The sequence below is a fragment of the Oerskovia sp. NPDC056781 genome, from assembly GCF_042789955.1.
Lineage (GTDB): Bacteria > Actinomycetota > Actinomycetes > Actinomycetales > Cellulomonadaceae > Oerskovia > Oerskovia rustica.
Window position 1 is genome coordinate 21,857 of record NZ_JBHUAD010000020.1, and the last position, 9,478, is coordinate 31,334.

Genomic DNA, 9,478 nt, shown 5'->3' on the forward strand with positions numbered 1-9,478 from the left:
CCCGGTCGGCCGGGCGGCTCGGTCGTCGGGTCACGAGACCGTGGGAGAGGGCTGGGCGCAGGACCGGCCCGGCCACCCGCGGGCCCTCGGCCGCGCGGCCCGTGGACGGGGTTCGCGGAGCCGCCCTGTGGGGGTTCCCACACGGGCGGCCCCGGCGCGCGCCGAGGATGCCCGGCGCGCGTGAAGGTCCCGTGAAGTACCCGGTCCGGGCGTCCTCGCCGACCGGGCGAGACCCCGACGCACGGTAGGTTCTACTCGTGACATCCCCGATCGACCGCCTTCGTCCCGCCACGTCCGTGCACCGCACGGCCCGGGAGCTCGCGACCACCTTCGGCCTTGCCGCCGCCGCCGGGGGGACGGCGTCGGACCAGGGGCCGGACGCCCTCGGTGCGGCCGAGATCTGGTCCGTGGCCTCGGACAACCGCGTCGTCGCCGACGGCGACCTCTTCGTCGCCCTGCCTGGCGCGGGCACGCACGGTGCGAGGTTCGCGAGCGACGCGATCTCCCGTGGTGCGCGGGTCGTGCTGACGGACCCGCAGGGAGCGCGGCTGCTCGCCGACGCGGGGGAGGAGCGTGTGCCGGTCCTCGTGACCGAGGACCCCCGCGCCGTCCTGGGTCGCGTCGCGGCCTGGGTGTACGGGGAGCCCGCGACGCAGCTGACGACGTTCGCCGTGACGGGCACCAACGGCAAGACGACCACGACGTACCTGCTGGACCACGTCCTGCGCACGCTCGGCTGGAAGGGTGGCCTGATCGGCACGGTCGAGATGCGCTCGGGCGACCGTGTCCTGCCGAGCCGCCTGACGACGCCCGAGGCGGCCGACCTGCAGGCCCTGCTCGCCACGATGCGCGAGGACGGGGTCGGGACCCTCGCGATGGAGGTGTCCTCGCACGCGCTGTCCCTGCACCGCGTGGACGGCATCGTGTTCGACGTGGCGGGCTTCACCAACCTGAGCCAGGACCACCTCGACTTCCACGGCGACCTCCAGGAGTACTTCGAGGCCAAGGCCGCGCTCTTCACCCCGCAGCACGCCCGTCGGGGAGTGGTCGTGGTCGACGACGCCTGGGGCCGGCGCCTGGCCGAGGTCGCGACGATCCCGGTCTCGACGCTCGCCGTCACCGGCGGCGCAGTCGGCACCCCCGTCACCGGCGACGGGGCGGCGGCAGGGGCGGACTGGACCGTGTCCGACGTACGTGCCGTCGACGCGGCCGCAGGGACGGGCAGCACGTTCGTGCTGCGCCACCGCGACGGTCGCGAGCTGCGGACCTCGACCACGCTGCCCGGCGGGTTCAACGTGGCCAACGCGGCGCTCGCGCTGGCGATGGTCCTCGAGGCGGGCGCGGACCCGCGCGACGTCGCCGCGGCGCTCGAGGGGGCGGGCGGTGTCAGCGCCCAGGTCCCCGGGCGCATGGAGGTCGTGGGTACCGCGCCCCGCGTCGTGGTCGACTTCGCGCACAACACGGACGCGCTCTCGCTCGCCCTGGCCGCCCTGCGCCCGACGACGACGGGACGCCTCGTCGTGGTCTTCGGCGCCACCGGCGACCGGGACAAGGGCAAGCGACCCGGCATGGGCGCGGTCGCGGTCGAGGGTGCCGACGTGGTCGTGATCACGGACGACGACCCGCACGGGGAGGACCCCGCCACGATCCGCGCCGAGGTGCTTGCCGGGGCGAGGGCCGCACAGCAGGCCGCCGAGGTGGACCAGGTCGCCGGGGTGCGCGACGCCGTCGGGCACGGGGGAGCGCCTCGCGCGCACACCGTGGTCGAGGTCGCGCCGCGGGCCACCGCGATCCGTGACACGATCCGTGAGGCCGCCCCCCAGGACACGGTCCTGGTCGCGGGCCGAGGCCACGAGGTCTGGCAGGAGATCGCCGGGGTGGACCACGCCCTGGACGACAGGGTGGAGGCGCGTGCCGCACTGGCTGCGCGCCACGAGACGACGAAGGAGCACGGAGAATGATCGAGCTGACTGCGGCGGAGGTCGCCGCAGCGACCGGTGGGCGGCTGGCCGCCGACCCGGACGTGAGGGTGACCGGCTCGGTCGTCGTCGACTCCCGCCTGGCGCGCACGGGGTCGCTCTTCGTGGCGCTCCCCGGTGAGCACGTCGACGGGCACGACTTCGTCCCCGTCGCGGTCGACAAGGGGGCGGCGCTCGTCCTGGCCGCGCGCGACGTCGACGCGCCCGCGGTCGTGGTCGAGGACGTGCAGACCGCGCTCGGGGCCCTGGCGCGCGAGGTGCTGCGGCGCCTGCGTGCCGCGGGCGACCTCCAGGTCGTCGGGATCACCGGGTCGGTGGGCAAGACGACCACGAAGGACCTCCTGGGTCAGCTCCTGACGCCCCACGGGCGCACGGTGGTCCCGAGGGGATCGTTCAACAACGAGATCGGTCTGCCGCTGACCGTGCTCGAGGCCGACCCCTCGACCCGCTACCTGGTCCTGGAGATGGGCGCGAGCGGCCTCGGTCACCTGACCTACCTGACGCGGATCGCGCCCCCGGACGTGTCCGTGGTCCTGGCGGTGGGCAGCGCCCACCTGGGGGAGTTCGGCGGGATCGAGGCCGTGGCCACCGCCAAGGCGGAGATCGTCACGGGCCTCGCCCCGGGAGGGACGGCCGTGCTCAACGCGGACGACCTGCGCGTCGTCGCGATGGCGGGAGTCGCGCCCGGGCCCGTCGTGACGTTCGGGACCATCCCTGCGGCCGACGTGCGCGCCGAGAACATCGGGATGGACCGTGCCGGGTGCGCCTCGTTCGACCTGCGCGTGCGCGGCACCGAGGAGACCTTCCCGGTCCAGCTCCGGCTCGTGGGCGAGCACCACGTCGCCAACGCGCTCGCGGCCGCCGCCGCGGCGGTCCGGCTCGGTCTCGACCCCCGGCTCGTGGCCGCGGGCCTGGCCGAGGCGACCGCGATCAGCCCGCACCGCATGGCCGTCACGCAGCGCGCCGACGGCATCACGGTGATCGACGACTCGTACAACGCGAACCCCGACTCGATGCGTGCGGCCCTCAAGGCCCTCGCGGTCATGGCAGGGCGCGAGCGCAGGTCGGTCGCGGTCCTGGGCGAGATGCGAGAACTCGGGCCCGACTCGCGCGCCGCTCACGACGAGATCGGCCGTCTCGTGGTCCGATTGAACATCAAGCTGCTCGTCGTGGTCGGTGACGGTGCCGGCGGCATCCACGACGGCGCCACCCAAGAGGGGTCCTGGGGCGATGAGACTCGGTTCGTGCCTGACGTCGAGGCGGCGTCCGCACTGCTGCGCGACGAGCTGCAGCCGGGCGACGTGGTCCTGGTGAAGTCCTCGAACGGCTCGGGCCTGTGGCGCCTGGGCGACGAGCTCGCGGGTGAGGTGCGCGCATGATCGCGATCCTCGTCTCCGCGTGCGTCTCGCTGCTCGTGGCCCTCCTGGGCACCCCGCTCTTCATCAAGTTCCTGATCCACCGCAACTACGGCCAGTTCGTCCGCCAGGACGGCCCGACGGCGCACTTCACCAAGCGTGGGACGCCCACCATGGGCGGGGTCGTCATCATCGGGGCGACCCTGATCGGCTGGGCGATGTCCTACGTCGTGTCGTCGATCGTCTCGGACACGCCGAGGACGCCGAGCGTGTCCTCCCTCCTCGTGCTGTTCCTCATGACAGGGCTGGGCCTGGTCGGCTTCTTCGACGACTTCACGAAGATCCGCAAGCAGCGCAGCCTGGGCCTGTCGCCGCGGGCCAAGATCGTCGGTCAGGGGGTCGTGGGTATCACGTTCGCGGTCCTGGCGCTCCAGTTCCCCAACGAGAACTTCCGGACCCCGGCCTCGACGCACATCTCGTTCCTGCGGGACACGAACCTCGACCTCGCGTTCGCGGGGGCCACGGTCGGCCTCATCCTGTTCGTCCTGTGGGCCAACTTCCTCATCACGGCGTGGTCGAACGCGGTGAACCTGACGGACGGGCTCGACGGCCTGGCCACGGGCGTGTCCGTGATCGTGTTCGGCAGCTACATCCTCGTGAGCATCTGGCAGCTCAACCAGAGCTGCCAGATCCTCGACGCCGCCGGACCGCGCTGCTACGAGGTCCGTGACCCGCAGGACCTGGCGATCGTCGCCGCCGCCATCATGGGCGCCTGCGTGGGCTTCCTGTGGTGGAACGCGAGCCCCGCGAAGATCTTCATGGGCGACACCGGGTCGCTCGCTCTCGGCGGCGCGCTGGCCGGCCTGACGATCCTGTCCCGCACCGAGGTGCTCGCGGTCATCATCGGTGGCCTGTTCGTCATCATCGTGCTCTCCGACGTCATCCAGATCGGGTACTTCAAGATGACCGGCAAGCGCGTCTTCAAGATGGCACCGCTGCACCACCACTTCGAGCTGTCCGGCTGGGGCGAGGTGACGATCGTCATCCGGTTCTGGTTGATCGCGGGGCTGTTCGCGGGCCTGGGCCTCGGGATCTTCTATGCCGAGTGGGTGGTCAGCTAGTGTCCGGCACCGCCCGTGCGCTGCAGGTCCCGTGGGAGCGGGCACGGGTCCTGGTCGCCGGGCTCGGTGTCTCGGGGCGTGCCGCGCTCGCCGCGCTGACGCCTCGAGCGGCCTCGGTCGTCACGGTGGACCGCGCGGCGCCCGACGCCGACGTGCAGGACGTCGCACGCGTCGACCTGTCGACGATCGACCTGGTGGTCGCGTCGCCGGGGTGGGCGCCGTCGTCGGACCTGCTGGTCGCTGCCCGGGAGGCCGGTGTGCCCGTCTGGAGCGAGGTCGAGCTCGCGTGGCAGCTGCGCGCCCCGCGTACCGACGGGTCGTACGCGCCGTGGCTCGCGGTCACCGGGACGAACGGCAAGACGACCACGGTCGAGATGCTCACGTCGATCCTGTCCGCCGCGGGGCTGCGTGCCGCAGCGGTGGGGAACGTCGGCACGCCGGTCGTGACCGCCGCGCTCGACCCCGACCTCGACGTGCTCGCGGTAGAGCTCTCGAGCTTCCAACTCCACTTCACGCACAGCATGTCGGCCCAGGCCGCGGCCGTGCTCAACGTCGCGCCCGACCACCTCGACTGGCACGGCTCGCTCGACGCCTACGCGGGCGACAAGGGCCGCATCTACGAGCGTGCCCAGGTGGCCTGCGTGTACAACGTGGCGGACTCCCGGACCGAGCACCTCGTCCGGGAGGCCGACGTCGAGGAGGGAGCCCGCGCGGTCGGGTTCACCGTCGGGGCGCCCGCGCGCGCACAGCTCGGCGTGATCGAGGACGTCCTCGTGGACCGTGCGTTCCACACGGCACCCGACGACCCTGCGCGGCACCGCAGCGCCCAGGAGCTCGCGACGTTCGCGGACCTCGCGCACCTCGCGGGCCCCGACGGCGTGGTGCCCGTGCACGTCGTCGCCAACGCCCTCGCCGCCGCCGCGCTCGCCCGGGCGCACGGGGTCGACGCACGTGCCGTCCGGGACGGCCTGCGCTCGTTCAGCCCGGGTGCCCACCGCATCGCGCACGTCGCGACGGTCGACGGCGTCTCGTACGTCGACGACTCGAAGGCGACGAACGCGCACGCCGCCGCCGCTGCGCTCGGCGCCTTCGCGTCCGGGTCCGTGGTCTGGGTCGCGGGCGGACTGGCCAAGGGAGCGACGTTCGACGAGCTGGTGCGCGCCCGCCTGTCGAGGCTGCGCGCGGTCGTGCTGATCGGGGTCGACCCCGAGCCCCTGTCGGGTGCACTGGCCCGACACGCACCCGATGTCCCCGTGGTCCGTGTCGATCCCGGTGACACTGGGACGGTGATGCAGCGCGCGGTGTCCAGCGCCCGCGGACTCGCCGTCCCCGGGGACACGGTCCTGCTCGCGCCGGCGTGCGCGTCGATGGACCAGTTCGCGTCCTACGCGGCCCGCGGCGACGCGTTCGTGCACGCTGTCCACGACCTGACAGGTTCCGAGACCGAGCTGGAGGGGTAGCCCAGTGGCCCAGACGACGAGTGGGCGCGGGCCTGCGTCCCGCTCGGCCGCGGGCCGCTCCGCGCCGAAGCCCCCGGCCCCGGGCGACGCCCGGCCGGCGACCGCTCGCCAGGCCCGGAAGCCTGCGCCTTCGAACCCGGTCCGCGCCAAGGGGAGCGAGACCGGGGGAGCCACGAGGACCCGCCCGCAGGCGGGCACAGGCAGCTCCGGGACGCCCCGGACCGCCGGGACCGGCAAGCCGACGGGCACCACCAAGACCTCCGCCAGGGCCAGGCCCTCGGCTCGCGCGACGGGCACGGCCGCGACGGGGCTGCTCGGGCGACGCAAGGACGCCACGACGGCGAAGGCGGGTACCCCCCGCCGGCGGGCGCGGGCGACCAGGAGGACGAGCGTGCAGGAGCGCGCCTGGCTCGGTCAGTGGGACAGCGCCGTGACGAGCTACTACCTGCTGGTCGGCGCGACGACCCTGCTCGCGATCATCGGCCTGGTCATGGTGCTGTCGAGCTCCGCGGTCACGGAGATCGCCGCGGGCCGCTCGCCGTACGAGGCGTTCTTCACCCAGGCGCGGTTCGCCCTCATGGGCCTGCCCGTGCTGCTGGTCGCGACCCGGCTGCCCACGAGCTTGTACCGGCACGCCGCCTGGCCGCTCCTGGGTGTCAGCCTGCTCCTCCAGGTCCTGATCTTCAGCCCGCTCGGCAAGGAGGTCAACGGCAACCTGAACTGGCTGAACTTCGGCTCGTTCTACGTCCAGCCCTCGGAGCCGGCCAAGCTCGCGCTCGCGGTGTGGCTCGGGGTGGTGCTCGGCCGCAAGCAGCGGCTGCTGGGCTCGTGGAAGCACGCGATCGTCCCGGCGGTACCGGGCGCGCTGCTGGTCATGGGCCTGGTCCTGGCGGGCCACGACCTGGGCACCATGCTCGTGATCCTGCTGCTCGTCGCGGGCGCGTTCTTCGTGGCCGGTGTCGACTGGAGGCTCCTGGCGACGGCCGGAGGGATCGCCGCGCTGGTGGTCGGCGTCGGGTTCGTGGCCATGCAGGAGAGCTCCAACCGCACGAGCCGGTTCCTCGCGACCTACGCGGGCGTCTGCGACACCACCGACGCGAACGTGGGCACGGGGTGCTACCAGTCGGTCCACGGGCTGTGGGCCCTCGGCACCGGCGGGTTCGGCGGCGTGGGCCTGGGGGCGAGCCGCGAGAAGTGGAGCTACCTCCCCGAGGCGCACAACGACTTCATCTTCGGTGTGATCGGCGAGGAGCTGGGCCTGCTCGGCACGCTCCTCGTCCTCGCGCTGTTCGCGGTCCTCGGTCTCGCGATGAGCCGCGTGATCCGCCGGCACCCGGACCCGTTCGTGAAGATCACGACCGCGGGCATCGCGTGCTGGATCGTCGGGCAGGCGTTCATCAACATCGGGGTCGTGATCGGCATCGTCCCCGTGATCGGCGTCCCGCTGCCCCTGGTCTCCTCGGGCGGCTCGGCGCTCATCACGACCATGGCCGCGCTCGGTGTCGTCATCTCGTTCGCACGCGACGAGCCGGGGGCGCGCGAGGCGCTCAGCGCCCGGGGGAGCGTCGTGCGCAGGTCGCTCGCCGTCGTCGGGCACGCGGGGCGACGCGCCCTCCCGCGCCGACGCTCCCAGAAGCGATGACCGCGGACCGGCACGGGTGCGGCGCCCGGGCGCCGGGGCTCTCGGCCGGTGCGCACGGCTACCCTCAGGACTCCGGGTCTTCCCGGGACAGACAGCAGCAGCGACAGCAAGGACAGGTGACAGGTACGTGGTGAGCTCTTCAGTCGGCTCGGTGGTGCTCGCAGGCGGCGGGACGGCGGGGCACGTCAACCCGCTGCTCGCGGTCGCGGACGAGCTGCGCGCACGCAACCCCGAGGCGGTCCTGACCGTGCTCGGGACGGAGAGCGGGCTCGAGGCGGACCTGGTGCCGGCGCGCGGGTACCCGCTGCGCTTCGTGCCCAAGGTACCCATGCCGCGCCGCCCGAGCGGCGAGTGGGTCGCCCTGCCGGGCCGGCTCAAGGCTGCGGTCGAGGCCGCTGGGGCCGTGATCGACGAGACGCGGGCCGAGGTCGTGGTGGGCTTCGGCGGCTACGTCTCGACCCCGGCCTACATCGCGGCGCACCGCCGCGGCGTGCCGATCGTGATCCACGAGCAGAACGCGCGTCCGGGCCTCGCGAACCGGGCGGGGGCCCGGTGGGCGACGTCGGTCGCGCTCACGTTCGAGGGGACCCCGCTCAAGGGCGGCGTCGTCACGGGGCTCCCGCTGCGCTGGGAGATCGCCGACCTGATCCGCGACCGCGGGGTCGACGCCCCGACGGTCCGGGCGAACGCCGCGGCGTCGCTGGGCCTGGACCCGGCGCGCCCGACCGTGGTCGTCACGGGTGGATCGCTCGGCGCGCAGAGCCTCAACGAGGCGGTGTCGGGAGCGGCGCGCGAGATCCTCGCGACGGGGGCGCAGGTCCTGCACCTGACGGGTCGGGGCAAGGCGGACGCGGTGCGCGACGCGGTCGCGGGCCTGGCGGGCTACGACGTGCGCGAGTACCTCGCGGAGATGCACCTCGCGTACGCGGTCGCGGACCTCGTGGTCTGCCGCTCGGGGGCGGGGACAGTCAGCGAGCTCGCCGCCCTGGGGATCCCTGCGGTCTACGTGCCGCTGCCCATCGGGAACGGCGAGCAGCGGCTCAACGCCGGTCCGCTCGTGCGGGCCGGGGGCGGCATCCTCGTCGAGGACGAGGCGTTCACCGCGCCGTGGGTCGCCGTGAACGTCCCGGCGCTGGTCACCGACGGCGACCGGCTGCGCACCATGGCCTCGCTCGCCTCGCGTGCCGGGGTCCAGGACGCGACGGCACGGGTCGCCGACCTGGTCGCGAAGGCAGCGGGGAGCTCGCGATGACGGGCCCGGGCGGCGACCGGCCCGCGGTGGCACCGCCGGCGCTCGAGGACCTGGGGACCGTCCACCTTGTCGGCATCGGCGGTGCGGGCATGTCCGTCGTGGCACGCCTGCTCGTCGCGCGCGGGGTGCGGGTCCAGGGCTCGGACGCCAAGGACAGCGCCGTGGTCGAGGCGCTGCGTGCGGACGGCGTGACCGTCCACGTGGGGCACGACGCGGGCAACGTCACCGGGGCCGACACGCTCGTCCTGTCGAGCGCGGTGCGCCCCGACAACCCCGAGCTGGTCGCGGCGCGTGCCGCGGGTCTGCGCGTGCTGCACCGTTCGGAGGCGCTCGCCGCGCTCATGGCACGGGGGCGCTCCGTGGCGGTCGCGGGCGCGCACGGCAAGACCACGACGTCGGCCATGGTCGCGACGACGCTGCGGGCGGCGGGTCTCGACCCGTCCTTCGCGATCGGGGGCTCGGTCGTCACGAGCGACGGCGCGATCCCCGGGGGGCACCTGGGGACGGGCGACGTCGTGGTCGCGGAGGCCGACGAGTCGGACGGCTCGTTCCTCAACTACGCCCCGACCATCGCGGTCGTGCTGAACGTCGAGCCCGACCATCTGGACCACTACGGCTCGCGCGAGGCGTTCGAGCAGGCGTTCGTCGACTTCGCCCGGCGCATCGCGC

The 9,478-nt window shown here is 73.8% G+C and carries 7 protein-coding genes; all 7 read left to right on the top strand.

Annotation, left to right across the window (positions count from 1 at the left end; genetic code table 11):
* Positions 1-257 precede the first annotated feature (257 nt).
* Positions 258-1,961, top strand: coding sequence for a UDP-N-acetylmuramoyl-L-alanyl-D-glutamate--2,6-diaminopimelate ligase (locus ACFRCR_RS03450; RefSeq protein WP_377675569.1), 1,704 nt, complete (start codon positions 258-260; stop codon positions 1,959-1,961).
* Entirely contained in the window at positions 1,958-3,358 is a 1,401-nt protein-coding gene (murF, locus tag ACFRCR_RS03455; protein ID WP_377675570.1) for a UDP-N-acetylmuramoyl-tripeptide--D-alanyl-D-alanine ligase, read from the top strand. Before ACFRCR_RS03450 ends, murF begins: the two co-directional genes overlap by 4 nt.
* Positions 3,355-4,455 carry a phospho-N-acetylmuramoyl-pentapeptide-transferase gene (gene mraY, locus ACFRCR_RS03460; RefSeq protein ID WP_377675572.1) on the top strand — a complete coding sequence of 367 codons (1,101 nt, stop codon included), beginning with the start codon at positions 3,355-3,357 and terminating at the stop codon, positions 4,453-4,455. Before murF ends, mraY begins: the two co-directional genes overlap by 4 nt.
* Positions 4,455-5,915: a UDP-N-acetylmuramoyl-L-alanine--D-glutamate ligase gene (gene murD / locus ACFRCR_RS03465; RefSeq protein WP_377675574.1), complete on the top strand. Its 1,461-nt coding sequence runs from the start codon at positions 4,455-4,457 to the stop codon at positions 5,913-5,915. The genes mraY and murD overlap by 1 nt, the downstream gene beginning before the upstream one ends.
* Positions 5,916-6,306: 391 nt before the next feature.
* On the top strand, positions 6,307-7,557 hold the full coding sequence (locus ACFRCR_RS03470; protein WP_377675576.1) for a putative peptidoglycan glycosyltransferase FtsW: 1,251 nt from the start codon (positions 6,307-6,309) through the stop codon (positions 7,555-7,557).
* A gap of 127 nt (positions 7,558-7,684) precedes the next feature.
* On the top strand, positions 7,685-8,809 hold the full coding sequence (murG, locus tag ACFRCR_RS03475; RefSeq protein ID WP_377675577.1) for an undecaprenyldiphospho-muramoylpentapeptide beta-N-acetylglucosaminyltransferase: 1,125 nt from the start codon (positions 7,685-7,687) through the stop codon (positions 8,807-8,809).
* Positions 8,806-9,478 (top strand): Mur ligase domain-containing protein (locus tag ACFRCR_RS03480; protein WP_377675579.1); only part of this gene is annotated, 673 nt, incomplete at its 3' end. The genes murG and ACFRCR_RS03480, both read left to right, overlap by 4 nt.

Excerpts from the sequence above, each read along its gene's own strand:
- murF (WP_377675570.1), top strand. The coding sequence starts at position 1,958 with ATGATCGAGCTGACTGCGGCGGAGGTCGCCGCAGCGACCGGTGGGCGG.
- mraY (WP_377675572.1), top strand. The coding sequence starts at position 3,355 with ATGATCGCGATCCTCGTCTCCGCGTGCGTCTCGCTGCTCGTGGCCCTC.